We start from the raw sequence: 16,904 nt of genomic DNA on the forward strand, positions 1-16,904 counted from the left end.
AGAGGTGGCGTGCCGACCCGTACCGGAAGGCGTCAGCGCGGCTCGTCGCCGCCGTCGGCGGCCTCGTCCTCGGCCTGCTTGGCCTGCACCTCGGGGTCCAGGGCCGCTCCGCCGGTGCCGTCCACCGACGTCAGTCGCCCGCTCTCGGGGACCTCCGTCGCCTCGGGCGGCTCCACCAGCCAGTCCGGGTTGGCCTGCTTGTCCCACCACTTCCAGGCGGCGAAGGCACCGCCCGCCACGGCGCCCACCACGGCCAGGATCCTGAAGGCGCGGCCGGCACTCGCCCGCCGCTCATTCTTGCGGGCCAGCTTCTGGATGTCCTTGGCCGAGACCTGCCCGCGCAGTGCGACCAGCGCGGCGGCACTCCGCGCGGCGGCCTCGTCCTTGACGGGTCCGGCCGCGGCGACCGCCTGCTCGATCACCGGACGGGAGTAGTCGGCCGCCTGGCGGGCGGCCAGTCGTGTACGGACCGCGGCCTCGTGCGCGGCCTGGTCCATCTTCGGCGGCACATGCGTACGGGCTTGTTCCAGACGAGGCGCGACATGCGTGCCGTACTGGAGCCGGGCCTGGCATGCGGCCTGCGACACCTTGGGCGCCAGCCGTACGCGCGCCTCCTGTGCGTAGTGAGCGGCCCTGTCCTTGGCCGTGTCGGCGTAGGGCGCCACCACTTCCGCGGCGTGCAGCACGCTGTCCTTCGCCGAACCGGTCGCGGCGCGCACGCTGTCGATGCGGGTCACGGGTTCCTCCTCCTCGGTGGCGTACGGTAATCGACTTTCCACCCTTTTACGGATCATGCCTGCCGACGCACAGCCAGGCATGCGAGGGCGAGCATCCGGGTCACGGGCGATGACACCGGGCCCTCCGGGGCGCGTGGTACCGGAGATGCGACCAAAGGACGATCAACGGCAATACGGACGAATGCAGGGCAACAGGGGCCTGTCGACGACAATGCCACGGATCCTCCTCCCGCGCTCGCAACCCAGGGGTACCCACTCGGATTTCGCTCAGCCCTCTCACCCGCCCGACGCCCGGACCGGAGCTGGGCGACGTGCGCCGGGGACCGTGCGAGGATCGGGGAGCACAACAGGACGACGGAAGGCACATCGTGGCCGAGCAGCTGTACGCCACCCTGAAGACCAACCACGGCGACATCGAGGTCCGGCTCCTGCCGAACCACGCCCCCAAGACGGTCAGGAACTTCGTCGAGCTCGCCCGGGGCGAGCGTGAGTGGACCAACCCCGAGACCGGGGAGAAGACCACGGACAGGCTCTACGACGGCACCGTCTTCCACCGGGTGATCAGCGGCTTCATGATCCAGGGCGGTGACCCGCTGGGCAACGGCACCGGCGGCCCCGGTTACAAGTTCGAGGACGAGTTCCACCCCGACCTCGCCTTCGCCAAGCCCTACCTGCTCGCCATGGCCAACGCCGGCCCGGGTACCAACGGGTCGCAGTTCTTCATCACCGTCTCCCCGACCACGTGGCTGAACCGCAAGCACACGATCTTCGGCGAGGTCGTCGACCCGGCCGGGCAGAAGGTCGTCGACGCCATCGCCGCCACGGAGACCAACCCGCGCACCGACCGTCCCGTCAACGACGTGGTCATCGAGTCGGTCGTCGTCGAGACCCGCGAGGGCTGATCACCGAGGCTCCCGGACCGCCCTCACCGGCGCGTCCCAAGGGAACCAAATGCCCCGCTCGTCCGTAAGGAAGGGCGGGGCCGCGTGCCTCTCGGACTCGGACGGACAAGGGAGGGGATCCCATGGACCAGTCACCGGACGGCCCGCAGGGCCCGGACGGCCAGGCGACCCCGCCCGCCCACAGCCTGCCCGGCTGCTACCGGCATCCCGACCGTGAGACCGGCATCCGCTGCACCCGCTGCGAGCGCCCGATCTGCCCCGACTGCATGGTCAACGCGTCCGTCGGCTTCCACTGCCCCGACTGTGCCCGCGGCGGAAGCGGCACCGGACCGGCCCCCGCCGCCTCCCGGCCCCGCACGCTCGCCGGCGGTACGGTCGCCGCGGATCCGCACCTCGTCACCAAGATCCTCATCGGTATCAACGTGGCGGTGTTCATCGCCGTCCGCGCGCGGTCCTCGCTCCTCGGCGACCTGGTCCTGATCGGGCAGTGGCCGCCCGCCCCGTACATGCCGACCGAAGGCGTCGCGGAGGGCGAGTGGTACCGCCTGGTGACCTCGATGTTCACCCACCAGGAGTTCTGGCACATCGGGTTCAACATGCTCGGCCTCTGGTGGCTCGGCGGCCCCCTCGAAGCGGCTCTCGGCAGAGCCCGCTACCTCACGCTCTACCTGGCGTCCGGCCTGGCCGGCAGCGCCCTCACCTACCTGCTCGCCGCACCGACCACCGCCTCGCTCGGCGCGTCCGGCGCCGTCTTCGGCCTCTTCGGCGCGACCGGAGCCCTCGTCCGCCGGCTCAACGCCGACATGCGACCGGTCATCGCCCTGCTGGTGATCAACCTGATCTTCACCTTCGGGTGGCACAACATCGCCTGGCAGGCCCACATCGGCGGCCTCGTCGCCGGCGCCGTCATCGGCTACGCCATGCTCCACGCCCCGCGCGAGCGGCGGACGCTCGTGCAGTACGGCACCTGCGCACTGGTCCTCGTGGCCGTCGTCGGGCTGACCCTGTTGAGAACCCTGCAGCTCACCTGAGCGTCGCGTTGTCCACAACCGGTACCGGGTCCTGTGCACAGTGTGCGGGAACAAGTGTGCCTCCTGTCACTTGACCGTGTTTCCGCAGGTCAGACAGGGGGCGAACAGGTTTTCGGTTCTTGGTACTTCCATCGTACCGGTGTCAATGCCCGGCGAGTTATCCACAGATCTTCGTTTCTTTTCCCCACCGTGTGGACAAGTTCTGTGGATAACTCGGTGGATAGCCCTGGGGAGAGCTACTTCCACTGCGTGGAGACACCGAATCCAGCGGCGATGAAACCGAAGCCCACCACGATGTTCCAGTTGCCCAGCGCGTCGATGGGCAGCGACCCGTCGGTGACGTAGAAGACGACGATCCAGGCCAGACCGATGACGAACATGGCCAGCATGACCGGCGCGACCCAACTGCGGCTGGTCAGCTTGATGGCGGCCGCCTGTTTCGCGGGCGGCGGCGTGTAGTCGGCCTTCTTGCGGATACGTGACTTCGGCACGAGGGTCTCTCCTGTCGATGCGCTGCGTGGCCGCGCAGGGAACGGTTCGGGCTCGGGGCGGCGTACAAGGGGACTCTGAGCGCTCCCCCGGGCGTCCGTTAGCGTAGTGCTTCCGCGGCGCCGAAGGAGATAAGGGTACGTTGAGCAATTCTGCCGACTCCCCCGGGACCGGATCCAGTCCTGCCCGCAGAAGCCGTTTCCGGCCGGTGCGGGTGCTCACGGCAGCCGTCTTCGCCCTCGCCGGGCTGATTTTCTTCACCAGCTTCGACACCGCCAAAGGCACCAATATCCGCACGGACGCCTCTTTGCTGAAGTTGTCCGATCTCATCCAGGAACGCAGCCATAAGAACGGCGAACTGGACGAGTCCAACGCGGCCCTGCGGAGCGACATCGAGTCGCTCGCCGAGCGCGACGACGGAAGCACGAAGGCGGAGGACGACAAGCTCGCCGCGCTGGAGGAGAGGACGGGCACGCACGAGCTGAAGGGCGAGTCGATCTCGGTCACGCTCGACGACGCCCCGCCGGACGCCACCGCCAAGCTCCCCGGCTATCCCGAGCCGCAGCCCGACTACCTGGTGATCCACCAGCAGGACCTGCAGGCCGTGGTGAACGCGCTGTGGCAGGGCGGCGCCGAGGGCATCAAGGTGATGGACCAGCGGCTGATCTCCACCAGTGCGGTGCGGTGCGTCGGCAACACGCTGATCCTCCAGGGCCGCGTCTACTCGCCGCCGTACCGGATCCAGGCGGTCGGGAATCCGGAGCGGCTGAAGAAGGCGCTGGCCGAGTCGCCGGCGATCCAGAACTACATGGTGTACGTCAACGTGTACGGGCTCGGCTGGAAGGTCGAGGACGAGGGGACGGCGACCCTGCCGGGGTACTCGGGCGCCGTCGACCTGCACTACGCCCAGCCTGTGGAGTGACGCCGTTCCCGGGGGCTCCGCGCCGCTAGTCTGGTGCCGTACGGCGTGAGTCTGGTGCCGTGGTGCGACGGAAGGGACGGCATGTACGGCTGGATCTGGCGGCATCTGCCGGGGAACGCGTGGGTCAGGGCGCTGCTCACGCTCGTGCTCGTGGTGGCCGTGGTCTACGTCCTCTTCCAGTACGTCTTCCCGTGGGCCGAACCGCTGCTTCCCTTCAACGATGTGACGGTGGACAACCAGTGAGCGCGCGCATCCTCGTCGTCGACAACTACGACAGCTTCGTCTTCAACCTGGTCCAGTACCTGTACCAGCTGGGCGCCGAGTGCGAGGTACTGCGCAACGACGAGGTGTCCACGGCACACGCCCAGGACGGTTTCGACGGGGTGCTGCTGTCGCCGGGGCCCGGAGCGCCGGAGCAGGCGGGCGTGTGCGTCGAGATGGTGCGGCACTGCGCGGCGACCGGCGTGCCGGTCTTCGGCGTCTGCCTCGGCATGCAGTCGATGCAGGTGGCGTACGGCGGTGTGGTGGACCGGGCGCCCGAGCTGCTGCACGGGAAGACCTCGGCGGTGGAGCACGGGGGCAAGGGCGTCTTCGCGGGCCTCCCGACGCCGTTCACGGCGACGCGGTACCACTCGCTGGCCGCCGAGCCGGGGACCGTGCCGGCCGAACTCGAGGTGACGGCCCGCACGCACGACGGAATCGTGATGGGGCTGCGGCACCGGGAACTGCCCGTCGAGGGCGTGCAGTTCCATCCGGAGTCGGTGCTCACCGAGCACGGGCACCGGATGCTGGCCAACTGGCTGGTGGAGTGCGGCGACCAGGGCGCGGTGGCGAGGTCGGCGGGGCTCGCCCCGGTGGTGGGCAGGGCCACGGCGTGACCGCGCTGCGCCCCGAGCGCGAGTCCGGCGCGGCCGGTGACCAGGGGGCCTCGTACGGGCACGCGTACGAGGGTTCCGGTGCGTTCGGAGGCGGCTCGTTCGGGGACGACGCGGACGGGAACGGCTGGTACGCGGGGCACGTCCCGGGCGAGGGGGCGTACGAGGAGCCCTACGCGCCCGTCGCCGACGACGAGACGGTGGCGCTGCGGGTCCCGGACCCTCCCCCCGGGCGCACGGAAGGCGTTCCTCCCCCCGAGGCGGCCGGACCACCCGGTGGGGGCCGCGCGGCCCGCAGGAAGGCCACCAAGGGCCGTCACGGGCGCCGTGGGGCCGCTCAGCCCCCGTCGGAGGCCCAGGGGCCCCGCGAGGCGCCCAAGGCGCCGCTGTCCCGCGTGGAGGCCCGCCGCCAGGCCCGCGCGCGCAAACCGGGCCCGGCGGTGATCGCGAGCCGGGCGATCGGCGAGGTCTTCATCACGACCGGCGTGCTGATGCTGCTGTTCGTCACCTACCAGCTGTGGTGGACGAACGTGCGGGCGCACGCCCAGGCCGACAAGGCGGCGAGCAGCCTCCAGGACGACTGGGCGAGCGGCAAGCGGAACCCGGGGGCCTTCGAGCCGGGGCAGGGCTTCGCCATCCTGCACATCCCGAAGCTGGACGTGGTGGTGCCGATCGCCGAGGGCGTCAGCAGCAAGAAGGTGCTGGACCGCGGCATGGTGGGGCACTACGCCGAGGACCCGCTCAAGACGGCGATGCCGGACGCCAGGAGCGGCAACTTCGGGCTCGCCGGGCACCGCAACACGCACGGTGAGCCGTTCCGCTACATCAACAAGCTGGAGCCGGGCGACCCCGTCGTCGTGGAGACGCAGGACGAGTACTACGTCTACAAGATGTCGTCGATCCTGCCGGTGACGCCACCGAGCAACACCAGCGTCCTCGACCCGGTGCCCAGGCAGTCGGGGTTCACCGGGCCCGGGCGCTACATCACGCTGACCACGTGCACCCCCGAGTTCACCAGCAAGTACCGGATGATCGTCTGGGGCAAGATGGTCGAGGAACGGCCGCGCAGCAAGGGCAAGCCGGATGCGCTCGTCAATTAAGGGCGGATGACCAGTGGCAGCGACCACCGACACGGATCACGAAGAGCACACCGACGCGTCCGGCCGGCCGCCGTCCGCAGCACGCCGCCGTCGCCGCCCGGGGCGGGCCGTCGCCCTGGTCGTCAGTGTCTGCGGTGAACTCCTCATCACGGCGGGCCTGGTGCTGGGCCTGTTCGTCGTCTACTCGCTGTGGTGGACGAACGTCGTCGCCGACCGCGCGGCCGGCAGGCAGGCCGACGAGGTCCGTGACAACTGGGCGCAGGACCGGGTGGGCCGGAGCGGGCCGGGTGCGCTGGACACCAAGGCGGGCATCGGCTTCCTGCACGTGCCCGCGATGGGGAGCGGCGACGTCCTGGTGGAGAAGGGCACGTCGATGAAGGTCCTCAACGACGGCGTGGCCGGCTACTACACCGAACCGGTGAAGTCGGAGCTTCCGACGTCGGGCAAGGAGGGCAACTTCGCGCTGGCGGCCCACCGCGACGGACACGGTGCGAAGTTCCACGACATCGACAAGATCGAGAAGGGTGACCCGATCGTCTTCGAGACGAAGGACACCTGGTACGTGTACAAGGTCTACGGCATCCTCCCGGAGACCTCGAAGTACAACGTGAAGGTGCTCGGGGCCGTTCCCAAGGAGTCCGGGAAGACCAAGGCGGGGCACTACATCACGCTGACGACCTGCACGCCGGTGTACACGAGCCGGTACCGGTACGTGGTGTGGGGCGAGCTGGTCCGCACGGAGAAGGTGGACGGCGAGCGGACCCCGCCGGCGGAACTGAGGTGAGTGCCGCCGCCTGACGCGGCCTCGCACACCACGGAGCCCCGGTCCTCTGGCGAGGGCCGGGGCTCCGTCCGTCCAGTGGCGGTGGCGTCAGTCGCGGCCGAGGCCGCCGATGAAGCCGCCGCCGTCGTTGTTGCCGTTGTGGCCGTTGCCGCCGGCGGTCTGCAGCTGGATCGGCGTGGCGGCCGGGTCGTCCACCTCGGTGCCGGGCTGCGGGGTGAGGCCTATGACCATCGCGTTGTCGTCACCCGGGGAACCGGGGACGAGCTGGATGTTCGTGAACCCGTTCTGCTGGAGGATCTGCCGGGCCTCCCCAAGGGTCTTGGTCCGGACCTCGGGCACCGCGGTCTTCTTCGGTGCCTTGGCGATCTTCACCGTGACCGTGCTGCCGCGGTCCACGTCGCTGCCCGGGCTGAAGCTCTGCTCGAAGATGGTGCCCTCGGGCTGAGCGGTGGACTCCTCCTCCGTCTGGGAACCGAGGACGAGGCCCTTCTCGTTCAGACGCTGCTCGGCGTCCGCCGGGCTCAGGCCCAGCAGGCTCGGCACGGTCACCTGGGAGGTCTCCCGGGCGACGGTGAGCGTGACGGTCGAGCCCTTCTCGCGCGACTCGCCGCCCTCGGGGTTCTGGGAGAGCACCGTGTCCGGGGCCTGCGTCGACTCCTTGGACTCCTTCTCGACCTCGAAACCCGCGTCCTTCAGGGCCTTCTCGGCGTCGGCGAAGGTCTGGCCCTCGACGTCCGGGACCTCGGCCTTGGGCGCGCCGGTCGAGACGACCAGGTTGACGGTCGAGTTCTTCTTGACCTCGGTGTCCGGCTTCTGGTCCTGCGAGCAGATGTGGCCCTTGGCCTGGTCCTCGCAGGGCTTCTCGCTGAACGCCAGCTCCAGGTCGGCGTTGGTCGCCTGGTTGCCGGCCTCTTGCTTGGTGAGGCCCACGAAGTTCGGCACCGGGACGTTGTCGTTGCCCACGCCCCCGCCCCCGATGGCGTACTTGCCGATCATGATGGCGCCGACGAGCACGAGGATGCCGGCCAGGACCAGGAGGATCGTGGAGGTGTGGGACTTCTTCTGCTGCCGGCGCCGCCCGGGGCGGTCGTCGTAGCCGTAGCCGCCGTCGTCGGCGTTCATCGGCGGCAGCATGGTCGTAGCGCCCGCGCCCGCGCCGGAGTCCGAGCGCAGGGCGGTGGTCTGCTGGTCGTCGGGGTAGCCGTAGCCCCCGGCCGCCATGACACCCATCGCGGCGGTGGCGGCGACCGGCTGGCCGTCGAGGCAGGCCTCTATGTCGGCGCGCATCTCGTCCGCCGACTGGTAGCGGTAGTCGGGGTCCTTGACCAGGGCCTTCAGGACGATCGCGTCCATCTCGGGCGTGATCTCGGGGTCGAAGACGCTGGGTGCCTGCGGTTCCTCGCGGACGTGCTGGTAGGCGACCGCGACCGGGGAGTCGCCGACGAACGGCGGCCGGACCGTGAGGAGCTCGTAGAGCAGGCAGCCGGTGGAGTACAGGTCGGACCGCGCGTCGACCTGTTCGCCCTTGGCCTGCTCCGGGGAGAGGTACTGGGCGGTGCCGATGACGGCGGAGGTCTGGGTCATCGTCATGCCGGAGTCGCCCATGGCGCGGGCGATGCCGAAGTCCATGACCTTGACCTGGCCGTTGCGCGTCAGCATGACGTTGGCGGGCTTGATGTCGCGGTGGACGATGCCGGCGCGGTGCGAGTACTCCAGGGCCTGGAGGATACCGATGGTCATCTCCAGCGTCCGCTCGGGCAGCAGCTTGCGGCCGGAGTGGAGGAGCTCACGGAGTGTGGACCCGTCGACGTACTCCATGACGATGTACGGGATCGACACGTTGTCGATGTAGTCCTCGCCCGTGTCGTAGACCGCGACGATCGCGGGATGGTTGAGCGAGGCGGCCGACTGGGCCTCCCGGCGGAACCGGGCCTGGAAGGACGGGTCTCGCGCGAGGTCCGCGCGGAGCGTCTTCACCGCCACGGTGCGGCCGAGCCGGGTGTCGTGCGCGAGGTATACCTCCGCCATGCCACCACGGCCGAGCACCTGGCCCAGCTCGTACCGGCCGCCGAGGCGACGCGGCTCTTCCATGGTTACCTACCAGCCCTCTCCGTCGGTCCCGACCGGCATGCTTGTACGGTCGGGGGCTGCCGTCCGGCCTACCGTACCCGGCTCGTTCTGTGTGACCTGGCCAAGCCCGGTACCCGATACAGGACCGGTATCGCAACGTGCGTCGATGTGAAGGGGACGTGAGCGGAGTCACGTCCCGTTCAGTGCTTGGTCACTTCTTGCTGTTGATGACGGCCTCCATCACGTTCTTCGCGATGGGGGCCGCGAGACCGCCGCCGGAGATGTCGTCGCGGCTGGCGTTCTCGTCCTCGATCACCACGGCCACGGCGACCGGCGAACCGCCGTCGGTCTTGGCGTACGAGATGAACCAGGCGTACGGGTTCTCGCTGTTCTCGACACCGTGCTGCGCGGTACCGGTCTTGCCGCCTACGGTGACGCCGTCGATCTGCGCGTTGGTTCCCGTGCCGTCCTTGACGACGGTCTCCATCATCGACTGCAGGATCTGGGCGTTCTCCGCGGACAGCGGCTTGCTCATCTCCTGCGGGTCCGTCTTCTCGATGGTGTCGAGGTTGGGCGCCTGGAGCTCGTCCACCATGTACGGCTTCATCAGGGTGCCGTTGTTGGCGATGGCCGAGGTGACCATGGCCATCTGCAGCGGGGTGGCGGCGGTGTTGAACTGGCCGATGGAGGAGAGCGCGACCTGCGAGTCGTTCATGTCCTCGGAGAAGACCGACGCGCTGGAGCGGACGGGGACGAACTGCTCCTCGGTGAAGCCGAACTTCTTGGCCGTCTCGAGCATCTTGTCGTTGCCGAGGTCGTAGCCGATCTTGCCGAAGACGGTGTTGCAGGAGACGCGCAGGGCCTCGCGGAGGGTGGCGTTCTCGCAGGGCAGGTCGCCCTCGTTGTTCAGCGGGGTGCTGGTTCCGGGCATGGTCCACGGCAGCGGCGAGTCGGTCTTCTCGTCGGCCGAGGTGTACTTGCCGTGCTCCAGCGCGGCCGCGGCGGTGACGACCTTGAAGGTCGAACCGGGCGGGTAGACCTCGCGCAGGGCGCGGTTGAGCATCGGCTTGTCGGGGTTGTTCTTCTCGATGATCTTGTTCCAGGCCTTGCCGTCGGCGTCGCTGCCGCCGGCGATCGTCGAGGGGTCGTACGAGGGGTACGAGGCCAGGGCCAGGATCTTGCCGGTGGAGGGCTCGATGGCGGCGACGGCGCCCTTGCCGCCCTGCTTCTTCAGGCCCTGGTAGGCGGCCTTCTGCGCGGCGGTGTTGAGCGTGGTGACGACGTTGCCGCCCTCGCGCTTCTTGCCGGTGAGCATGTCGAGGGTGTTGCGGAAGAAGAGCCGGTCGTCGTTGCCGGTGAGGATGCCGTCGTCGATGTTCTCGAGCTGGGTGGCGCCGTAGGCCTGGGAGACGTAACCGGTGACGGGCGCCCACATGGCGCCGTCCTTGTAGGTGCGCTTGTACTTGAAGTCGCCCTCGGTGGTGGCGTGCCCGGTGATGGCCTTGCCGTCGACGATGATGTCGCCGCGCGGGGTGGCGTAGCGCTCGATGGCGACGCGGCGGTTGTCCTCGTCGTTCTTCAGTTCGTCGGCCTGGACGTACTGGAGCCAGTTGTCGCGGATGAGCAGGGTGAGGACCAGGAGTCCGCAGAAGATCGCGATGCGGCGCAGGGGCTTGTTCACGGTCGGACCACCTGGGTCATCTCGGCGTCGGGGTTGGCGGCGGGCGCGGGGGCGGGCCTGCGGGCGGTGTCGCTGATGCGCAGCAGGATGCCGATCAGCGCCCAGTTGGCGATGACGGACGAACCTCCGTAGGCCAGGAACGGCATCGTCATACCGGTGAGCGGGATGAGGCCCATCACACCGCCCGCCACGACGAACACCTGGAGCGCGAAGGCACCGGACAAGCCGATGGCGAGCAGCTTGCCGAAGGGGTCGCGGGCGGCCAGGGCGGTGCGCACGCCGCGCTCCACGATGAGTGCGTAGAGCAGAAGCAGGGCCATCAGGCCGGCCAGGCCGAGCTCCTCGCCGAAGGTGGCGAGGATGAAGTCGGAGTTGGCGGCGAAGCGGATCAGCTCGGAGTGGCCCTGGCCCCAGCCGGTGCCGAGGGTGCCGCCGGAGCCGAAGGCCCACAGGGCCTGCATGGCCTGCTCGGAGTGACCGACGACGTTCTGGCGGGAGAGCAGGTACTCGCCCATCGGGTCGAGCCAGGCGTCGACACGCTGCTGGATGTGCGGTTCGAAGCTGGCCACGCCGACGGCGCCGACGGCGGACATCAGCAGACCGAAGACGATCCAGCTGGTCCGTTCGGTGGCGACGTACAGCATGATCACGAACATGCCGAAGAACAGCAGCGAGGTGCCGAGGTCGGTCTCGAAGACGAGGATGAGGATCGAGACGATCCAGACGACCAGGATGGGGCCGAGGTCGCGGCCGCGCGGCAGGTAGAGGCCCATGAAGCGGCGGCTGGCCAGGGCGAGGGCGTCGCGCTTCACCATCAGGTAGCCGGCGAAGAAGATCGCCAGGACGATCTTGGCGAACTCTCCGGGCTGGATGGAGAACGAGCCGATCTGGATCCAGATCTTGGCGCCGTAGATGTTCTTGCCGAGGCCCGGGACCAGCGGGAGCAGCAGGAGGAACAGGGCGCCCACCATGGAGATGTAGGTGTAGCGCTGCAGGACGCGGTGGTCCTTGAGGAAGATCATCACGGCGACGAACAGCGCGATGCCCATCGCGGTGTACATCAGCTGGCGGGGTGCGGCGGTGCCGGCCTGCTTGATGTTCTGGAGCAGTTCGGACTGGTCCAGGCGCCAGATGGCGACCAGGCCGAGGCCGTTGAGCAGGGTGGCCAGCGGCAGCAGCAAGGGGTCCGCGTAGGGCGCGAACTTGCGCACGACCAGGTGACCGACGCCGGCCAGGAGGCCGAGGCCGAGGCCGTAGCTCAGCAGTCCGGCGGGTACCTCGTCGTTGATGGCCAGGCCCACGTTGGCGTAGGCGAAGACCGGGATGACGACGGCGAACACCAGCAGGGCCAGCTCGGTGTTGCGGCGGCTGGGCGCGCCGATGGCTCCGATCGTGGACGTGTGGTGCGTCGGCGAGTTGGAAGTACTGCTCATCGTGTGACGGGGCCTCTCACGGCTTGCCTACTGCTTACCGCACAGCGAGACGACCTTCTGCTCCTCCTCCGAGAGGCTGGGGCCGGGGCTGGTAGTGGGTGCGGTCGTGGACGGGGACGGTGACGATTCGGGCGTCTTGGACGGCGCCGACGCGCTGGGCGTCGGTGTGGCCTTGGACGTGAAGGAGGCGGGAGTGGTTCCCGTGGTGCCCCCGGCCTCGCCCTCGCCCGTCTTCGCGTTCTCGCTGTCCGCGGCCCGCCGTTCGGCCTGCTTCCTGCAGGCGGAGGCCTGGACCGACAGCTCTTCGATCTTCGCCCGGGCGTCGTTCAGGTCGCCTTCGGCGATGGTCGACTCGACGAGCTTCTGCTGGTAGGGCGGCAGGTACTTGAGTTCGATCTCGGGGTGGTCCTTCTGGACCTCGGAGAGCGAGACCCAGGCCAGGTCCTGGCTGATGCCCCGGTACAGGGCGACGTGGTCGTTGTTGATGCCGACGTAGTACTGGGTCTGCGTCCAGCGCCAGCCGCCGTAGAGGCCGCCGCCGACGACGGCGAGGGCGAGCACGGTGTAGAAGGACCGCTTGAGCCACTTGCGGTTCTTGCGGGGTTTGACGAAGTCGTCGTCGCCGTAGTCGTCGAAGCCGCCGGCCGGGATGTAGCCGGTGGTGTCGCCGCTGCCGGGCGGGCCGAACTCGCCCCCGCCGTGCCGGCCGCCGCCCTGGCGGCCGAGGCCGGCGGCCCGGCCGGCCGGGGTCTGCATGATGCCGTTGTCGCCGAACTGGGCCTGGTTCTCGGCGACGGCGCCGACGACGACGGGCGTGTCGGAGAGCTGGCCGGCGAGGGTGTCGCCGGTGTCGAGGTCCAGGACGTCGGCGACGATGACGGTGATGTTGTCGGGGCCGCCGCCGCGCAGCGCGAGCTGGATCAGCTCCTGCACCGTCTCCTGGGGGCCCTGGTAGCTGGCGAGGGTGTCCTCGAGCGTCTGGTGCGAGACGACGCCGGAGAGTCCGTCGGAGCAGATGAGGTACCGGTCGCCGGCCCGCACCTCGCGGATCGACAGGTCGGGCTCGACGTGGTCGCCGCTGCCGAGGGCCCGCATCAGCAGGGAGCGCTGCGGGTGGGTGCCGGCCTCCTCCTCGGTGATGCGTCCCTCGTCGACCAGGCGCTGCACCCAGGTGTGGTCCTGGGTGATCTGGGTGAGGACGCCGTCGCGCAGGAGGTAGGCGCGGGAGTCGCCGACGTGGACGAGGCCGAGGCGCTGGCCGGTCCAGAGCAGGGCGGTGAGGGTGGTGCCCATGCCCTCGAGGGCGGGGTCCTCCTCGACCATGTGCCGCAGCTGGTCGTTGGCGCGCTGCACGGCGGTGCCCAGGGAGGTGAGGATGTCCGAGCCGGGCACGTCGTCGTCGAGGGCGACGATGGTGGAGATCACCTCGGAGGAGGCGACCTCACCGGCGGCCTGGCCGCCCATGCCGTCGGCGATGGCGAGCAGGCGGGGACCGGCGTAACCGGAGTCCTCGTTGCCCTCCCGGATCATGCCCTTGTGCGACCCGGCGGCGAAGCGCAGTGACAGACTCATGCGCACCTCGCCCGTCGGCTCCGGGTACAGCCGGTCGTGTCGAGCCACACTGCCCACCCTCCGGTCGGGAGCGCGCCGGGGCCGGGGGTGCCGGCCGCCGTTGCGTGCTCGCTCCGCTCGCGCTCAATCATTGGTGTAGCACTACTTCCGCAGCTCGATGACGGTCTTGCCGATGCGGATCGGCGCCCCCGGGCCGATGGGGGTGGGGGACGTCAGCCGGGACCGGTCCAGGTAGGTGCCGTTGGTGGAGCCCAGGTCCTCGACGATCCACTGGCCGTCGCGGTCCGGGTAGATCCTGGCATGGCGGCTGGAGGCGTAGTCGTCGTCCAGCACGATCGTCGAGTCGTGTGCCCGGCCGAGCGTGATGGTCTGGCCCTGGAGGGCAACGGTGGTGCCGGTGAGGGTGCCCTCCGTCACCACGAGTTTGGTGGGAGCGTTGCGGCGGCCGCGGCCGCCGCTCGGCTGCTGGCGCTGCGGTGGAGGCGCCTGGCCCTGGCGCGCGGCCTGCTGCGGTCGTGCGGATTCGCGCCGCGATCCGCGCTGGGTGACCCGCGTACCGAACAGGTCGCTGCGGATGACCTGCACGGCCACGATCACGAACAGCCACAGTACGGCCAGGAAACCCAGCCGCATGACCGTGAGGGTCAGCTCTGACATTGCCCCCGGATCACCCTTCGGCTTGCCTATAGATAACGGTGGTGCTGCCCACGACGATCCGCGAGCCGTCGCGGAGCGTAGCGCGGGTGGTGTGCTGCCCGTCCACCACGATGCCGTTGGTGGACCCGAGATCCTGGATCGTCGAGGGCGTTCCGGTCCGGATCTCGCAGTGCCGGCGGGAGACGCCGGGGTCGTCGATCCGCACGTCGGCCTCGGTGCTGCGTCCGAGCACGAGGGTCGCGCGGGAGATCTGATGGCGGTTGCCGTTGATCTCGATCCAGTGGCGGGTGCGGGTGCCCGGCGCGGGTGCGGCCGGGAGGTGCTGGCCGCCCGCGGGCTGCGGGTAGCCGTAGCCGCCGGGGCGTCCGCCGGGAGGCGGAGCGGCCGGCATGGGCGGGGCGCCGGCGGGAGCGGCGGGCGGGTAGCCGTAGCCACCGCCCGGTGCGCCGGGGCGTCCGGAGGGAGCGGGGGGCGCGGCGGGTCCCGCGGGGCCCGGGCCTCCCTGCTGGCTGCTGGAGGAGGCGAGCGTACGGCTGCGGACCCGGTACAGGCCGGTGTCGAGGTCGTCCGCCTTCTCCAGGTGGACCTTGATCGGTCCCATGAAGGTGTAGCGCTGCTGCTTGGCGTAGTCGCGCACCATCCCGGCGAGCTCGTCGCCGAGCTGGCCGGAGTAGGGGCTGAGGCGCTCGAAGTCGGGCGTGCTCAGCTCCACGATGAAGTCATTGGGCACGACGGTGCGGTCGCGGTTCCAGATGGTCGCGTTGTTGTCGCATTCGCGCTGGAGCGCTCCCGCGATCTCCACGGGCTGCACCTCGGACTTGAACACCTTCGCGAAGGTGCCGTTGACCAGACCTTCGAGACGCTGCTCGAACTTCTTCAGGACTCCCATGGGGCACCTCCTCCGTCGCTGCCGTCCTGTCCACTGCCCTGCGTACTGCTCGTCGTGCCGCGTGTCCGCGCACTGTCCACCTGGTACTGCTTACTGATCGTATCCACGCGCCGGTCGATCGGCTGGTTCCCCCTGTCGGCCCCGTCGACGGGTGTCGACGCCCTTCGGAGTTCCCGCTGTGGCACCTCTTCGAACTCCCCCGGCCTTGCGAAGCGTGCTCGCGCAGGTGCTCATGCCCAGGATCGTAGAGGCGGCCGTGGACCAGTGTCCCGCACCTGACCGCGGACCCCTACCGGCTCCTGGGGAGACGGCGGGGACCGGTACGAGGTTGATACGTGAACGGATACGGGCCGGTACGAGTGCCCGGCCGGTCCCGGGAGGCCCCGTCCGCCCGCGAACAAGGGGTGTGAATCGGCCCCGTACAGCGTGCTAATGTTCTGGGTGTCGGAAGGCGCCGGGCCGAAAGGAACGGGGCCCGAGGACACACCCAATGCGCGGGTGGCGGAATAGGCAGACGCGCTGGATTCAGGTTCCAGTGCCCGAAAGGGCGTGGGGGTTCAACTCCCCCCTCGCGCACCAGACGAAAGCCCCCCAGGTCTCGGACCTGGGGGGCTTTCGCGTTGTCGGACGCGGCGCGCTGTGAGGAAGGTCTCACTCGGGTGGGATCACGCCCGGCCCCACAGGGCGGGGACGTTGGGCGGCTCCCAGCCGGTCATCGACGTGTGGGCCTGGAGGCAGCGGTAGGCGCCGGAGCCGTACGTCACGCGGTCGCCGGCGCGGTAGGCGCGGCCGGGGGCCCAGGTGCCGCCGGGCGGGTCGGTGGGCGGGTCGGTGGGGGTGCCCGGGCCGGGACCGCCGTCCACGTTCAGCACGAAGTCGAAGGTGGCCTCCTTGCCGCCGCCCGCGTCGCGGACGTTCATCAGCAGCGCCGGGTCGAAGATCGTGTCGGTGTTGTTGCGCGGTTCGCCGGGGAAGTACAGCTGGGTGGTCAGCACGGGTTCGCCGGGGGCCTGGGCCTTGACGTGGATGTGCCGGGTACGGCCCGGGTAGAGGCCGGGCACGATCGTGCGCAGGGTGAAGGCGCCGGTGGAGTCGGTGAACTGGTGGCCGCGCAGTGTGTATCCGGCCATGTCGTAGGCGCCCGCCTGGTCGGCCTGCCAGAAGTCGAGCAGGACGCCGGACAGGGGGACGCAGTCGCGGCCGAAGACGTAGCCGCGGACGGTCAGCCGGGTGCCGGCGGTGCCCGCGGTGGTCAGGTCGGTGCGCAGCGGGGAGCTCGGCTTGAAGTAGGGGCCCTCGATCTGGTCGGGCGTGGGGTCGTCGCCGTCGTCGCAGAAGGGTGTCGGTGCCAGGGTCGTGCCCGGGTTGCGCGCGGAGTCCCGGGCGAGGGCGACGGCGCCGCCGGCCAGCAGCGGCACGGCGGCGCCGGCGGCGACGGCCGCCCTGAGCAGGGTCTTGCGGCTGATGCCCGGCTCGGTGCCGGCTTCGTCGGGGGTGGGTGTCATGGCGGGCTCCTCGGTCTCCTCGGTGGGGGGCAGCCCCTGGGGAAGGCGATGGGCGGACGTGCACGACACGGAGCGCGTCCCCCGGGGTGCGGGGCGGGCAGGGTGCTCCGGGGGACGCGTTCCAGTGGCTGATCGCCGAAACCGTACGGCGCTCCGGCGGGCCGGGGGGACCTCCCGTTCCGCCCCCTGCCCGGTGTTATGGGGAGGGGGCGCGGCGGCCGTGTACGGGCGGTGCGGGCGGCTGTACGGTCGGGGCG

At 69.9% G+C, this 16,904-nt stretch carries 16 protein-coding genes and 1 tRNA gene; 8 read left to right on the top strand and 9 right to left on the bottom strand.

Annotation, left to right across the window (positions count from 1 at the left end):
• Positions 1-32 precede the first annotated feature (32 nt).
• On the bottom strand, positions 33-737 hold the full coding sequence (locus AC0VYN_RS00090; RefSeq protein ID WP_475534243.1) for a DUF5324 family protein: 705 nt from the start codon (positions 735-737) through the stop codon (positions 33-35).
• Positions 738-1,105: 368 nt separating this feature from the next.
• On the opposite strand from AC0VYN_RS00090, the gene AC0VYN_RS00095 reads away from it, so the two are divergent.
• Both AC0VYN_RS00095 and AC0VYN_RS00100 read left to right on the top strand, forming a co-directional pair.
• The gene (locus AC0VYN_RS00095; protein ID WP_475534244.1) at positions 1,106-1,639 is read left to right on the top strand and encodes a peptidylprolyl isomerase; all 534 of its coding nucleotides are present in this window, start codon (positions 1,106-1,108) and stop codon (positions 1,637-1,639) included.
• Positions 1,640-1,761: 122 nt separating this feature from the next.
• The gene (locus AC0VYN_RS00100) at positions 1,762-2,670 is read left to right on the top strand and encodes a rhomboid family intramembrane serine protease (RefSeq protein ID WP_475534245.1); all 909 of its coding nucleotides are present in this window, start codon (positions 1,762-1,764) and stop codon (positions 2,668-2,670) included.
• 236 nt (positions 2,671-2,906) lie between these two features.
• Here AC0VYN_RS00100 and crgA read toward each other — a convergent pair whose 3' ends face one another.
• Positions 2,907-3,161, bottom strand: a complete 255-nt coding sequence (crgA, locus tag AC0VYN_RS00105) for a cell division protein CrgA (RefSeq protein ID WP_386919631.1) — start codon at positions 3,159-3,161, stop codon at positions 2,907-2,909.
• A 140-nt stretch (positions 3,162-3,301) separates the two neighbouring features.
• Here crgA and AC0VYN_RS00110 point away from each other — a divergent pair, with 140 nt between their 5' ends.
• The 5 genes from AC0VYN_RS00110 to AC0VYN_RS00130 are packed head-to-tail and all read left to right on the top strand — an operon-like array spanning position 3,302 to position 6,840.
• Positions 3,302-4,081, top strand: a complete 780-nt coding sequence (locus AC0VYN_RS00110; RefSeq protein WP_385466888.1) for a DUF881 domain-containing protein — start codon at positions 3,302-3,304, stop codon at positions 4,079-4,081.
• A 45-nt stretch (positions 4,082-4,126) separates the two neighbouring features.
• Positions 4,127-4,324, top strand: a complete 198-nt coding sequence (locus tag AC0VYN_RS00115) for a hypothetical protein (protein WP_475537069.1) — start codon at positions 4,127-4,129, stop codon at positions 4,322-4,324.
• Positions 4,321-4,959 (top strand): aminodeoxychorismate/anthranilate synthase component II, encoded by a 639-nt coding sequence (locus tag AC0VYN_RS00120; RefSeq protein ID WP_385466886.1) that lies wholly within the window; start codon positions 4,321-4,323, stop codon positions 4,957-4,959. The genes AC0VYN_RS00115 and AC0VYN_RS00120 overlap by 4 nt, the downstream gene beginning before the upstream one ends.
• A complete protein-coding gene (locus tag AC0VYN_RS00125; RefSeq protein WP_475534246.1) occupies positions 4,956-6,056 on the top strand; it encodes a class E sortase in 1,101 nt (366 codons plus the stop codon). Before AC0VYN_RS00120 ends, AC0VYN_RS00125 begins: the two co-directional genes overlap by 4 nt.
• 13 nt (positions 6,057-6,069) lie before the next feature.
• On the top strand, positions 6,070-6,840 hold the full coding sequence (locus tag AC0VYN_RS00130; protein WP_385466881.1) for a class E sortase: 771 nt from the start codon (positions 6,070-6,072) through the stop codon (positions 6,838-6,840).
• 87 nt (positions 6,841-6,927) lie between these two features.
• Here the strand turns inward: AC0VYN_RS00130 and pknB are convergent, their stop codons facing one another.
• The 6 genes from pknB to AC0VYN_RS00160 all read right to left on the bottom strand — a co-directional run bounded on the left by pknB (position 6,928) and on the right by AC0VYN_RS00160 (position 15,142).
• Positions 6,928-8,931, bottom strand: a complete 2,004-nt coding sequence (pknB, locus tag AC0VYN_RS00135) for a Stk1 family PASTA domain-containing Ser/Thr kinase (RefSeq protein WP_475534247.1) — start codon at positions 8,929-8,931, stop codon at positions 6,928-6,930.
• Positions 8,932-9,121: 190 nt separating this feature from the next.
• Entirely contained in the window at positions 9,122-10,591 is a 1,470-nt protein-coding gene (locus AC0VYN_RS00140) for a peptidoglycan D,D-transpeptidase FtsI family protein (protein WP_475534248.1), read from the bottom strand.
• Entirely contained in the window at positions 10,588-12,024 is a 1,437-nt protein-coding gene (locus AC0VYN_RS00145; RefSeq protein WP_475534249.1) for an FtsW/RodA/SpoVE family cell cycle protein, read from the bottom strand. Before AC0VYN_RS00145 ends, AC0VYN_RS00140 begins: the two co-directional genes overlap by 4 nt.
• Positions 12,025-12,051: 27 nt before the next feature.
• Positions 12,052-13,596: a Stp1/IreP family PP2C-type Ser/Thr phosphatase gene (locus AC0VYN_RS00150; protein ID WP_385466869.1), complete on the bottom strand. Its 1,545-nt coding sequence runs from the start codon at positions 13,594-13,596 to the stop codon at positions 12,052-12,054.
• A gap of 141 nt (positions 13,597-13,737) precedes the next feature.
• Complete coding sequence (locus AC0VYN_RS00155) at positions 13,738-14,253, bottom strand: FHA domain-containing protein FhaB/FipA (RefSeq protein WP_385466866.1); 516 nt, start codon at positions 14,251-14,253, stop codon at positions 13,738-13,740.
• A 10-nt stretch (positions 14,254-14,263) separates the two neighbouring features.
• A complete protein-coding gene (locus AC0VYN_RS00160; RefSeq protein ID WP_475534250.1) occupies positions 14,264-15,142 on the bottom strand; it encodes an FhaA domain-containing protein in 879 nt (292 codons plus the stop codon).
• Between the two features lie 492 nt (positions 15,143-15,634).
• Between AC0VYN_RS00160 and AC0VYN_RS00165 the strand changes: the two genes are divergently transcribed.
• A tRNA-Leu gene (locus AC0VYN_RS00165) sits at positions 15,635-15,721 on the top strand.
• A gap of 86 nt (positions 15,722-15,807) precedes the next feature.
• On the opposite strand, the gene AC0VYN_RS00170 is transcribed toward AC0VYN_RS00165, so the two are convergent.
• Complete coding sequence (locus AC0VYN_RS00170) at positions 15,808-16,647, bottom strand: dioxygenase family protein (protein WP_475534251.1); 840 nt, start codon at positions 16,645-16,647, stop codon at positions 15,808-15,810.
• Positions 16,648-16,904: the final 257 nt, after the last annotated feature.

Source organism: Streptomyces sp. 63XJN7_1_ISO-PGPR-S23-121 (assembly GCF_056173025.1).

Coding starts and splice junctions, on each gene's coding strand:
- AC0VYN_RS00145 (WP_475534249.1), bottom strand. CDS start 12,024: ATGAGCAGTACTTCCAACTCGCCGACGCACCACACGTCCACGATCGGA.
- AC0VYN_RS00150 (WP_385466869.1), bottom strand. CDS start 13,596: ATGAGTCTGTCACTGCGCTTCGCCGCCGGGTCGCACAAGGGCATGATC.
- AC0VYN_RS00160 (WP_475534250.1), bottom strand. CDS start 15,142: ATGGGAGTCCTGAAGAAGTTCGAGCAGCGTCTCGAAGGTCTGGTCAAC.
- AC0VYN_RS00170 (WP_475534251.1), bottom strand. CDS start 16,647: ATGACACCCACCCCCGACGAAGCCGGCACCGAGCCGGGCATCAGCCGC.
- AC0VYN_RS00155 (WP_385466866.1), bottom strand. CDS start 14,253: ATGTCAGAGCTGACCCTCACGGTCATGCGGCTGGGTTTCCTGGCCGTA.
- pknB (WP_475534247.1), bottom strand. CDS start 8,931: ATGGAAGAGCCGCGTCGCCTCGGCGGCCGGTACGAGCTGGGCCAGGTG.
- AC0VYN_RS00100 (WP_475534245.1), top strand. CDS start 1,762: ATGGACCAGTCACCGGACGGCCCGCAGGGCCCGGACGGCCAGGCGACC.